Raw genomic sequence first — 1,267 nt, forward strand, 5'->3', positions numbered from 1 at the left:
CCACACCCCCGACACCGCCCGTCAGGTGCTCGGCGCCAAGGACGGCTGGGGCTCGTACGGCACCGGCACCACCGGCGGCGCGAAGGCCGACGCCGCGCACACCTACACCGTCACCACCTGGGAGGGCTTCAAGGCCGCCCTCGCCGCCGGCGGCAACGCACCGAAGATCATCAAGGTCAAGGGAACGATCGACGCCGACGGCCCGGGCTGCTCCGCCTTCGAGGTGCCCGGCTACGACTTCGACGCCTACCTGAAGACCTACGCTCCCGAGACCTGGGGCCGCGACCGCGACCTGGACGCGGAGCCCGACGACAGCCCCGAGGGCCTGCGCCGCGCCTCCGCCGCCCAGCAGGACAAGTACATCAAGGCGAACATCCCCGCCAACACCACCGTCGTCGGCGTCGGCAGGAACGCCGGCTTCAAGGGCGCCAGCCTCCAGATCAAGAACGTGGACAACGTCATCGTCCGCAACCTCACCCTGGAGAGCCCGCTGGACTGCTTCCCGCAGTGGGACCCCACCGACACCGCCGACGGCAACTGGAACTCCGAGTACGACAGCGCGGTGATCACCGGCTCCACCCACGTGTGGTTCGACCACAACACCTTCACCGACGGCGACCACCCCAACAGCACCCTGCCGCACCACTACGGCCGGATCTACGAGCAGCACGACGGCCAGCTGGACATCGTCAAGGGCGCCGACTACGTGACGGTCTCCTGGAACGTCTTCGAGGAGCACGACAAGACCATCCTCATCGGCAACAGCGACAGCGCCTCCACCGCCGCGATCGACCGCGGCCACCTGAAGGTCACCCTCCACCACAACCTGTTCAGGAACCTGATCGAGCGCGCCCCGCGCGTCCGCTTCGGACAGGTCGACTCCTACAACAACCACTTCGTCGCGAACGCCGACTACGGCTACAGCTACGGCATCGGCATGGAGTCCCAGCTCGTCGCCGAGCACAACGCGTTCACCCTGCCGGGCTCGGTCGCCACGGGCAAGATCCTCAAGAAGTGGAAGGAGGCGCCGCTCACCGCCACCGACAACTACGTCAACGGCAGGCGGACCGACCTGATCGCCGTCCACAACACCCAGGTCCCCGGCGAGATCCTGCAGTCGGACGCGGGCTGGACCCCGACCCTGCGCACCCGGATCGACCACCCGAAGGCCGTCCCCGGGATCGTCGACCACCAGGCGGGCGCCGGCCGCCTGCGCTGACGCCCCCTCCGAGCGGGCCGGGGCGCACCCTCCGCCCCGGCCCGCGAC

1 protein-coding gene is annotated in these 1,267 nt (G+C 69.4%); it reads left to right on the forward strand.

Annotation, left to right across the window (positions count from 1 at the left end):
- Positions 1 to 1,219 (forward strand): pectate lyase family protein (locus C1I97_RS37470; protein ID WP_111007312.1); only part of this gene is annotated, 1,219 nt, incomplete at its 5' end.
- Positions 1,220 to 1,267: the final 48 nt, after the last annotated feature.

It is taken from the genome of Streptomyces sp. NTH33 (genome assembly GCF_003236365.1).
Classification (GTDB): Bacteria; Actinomycetota; Actinomycetes; order Streptomycetales; family Streptomycetaceae; genus Streptomyces.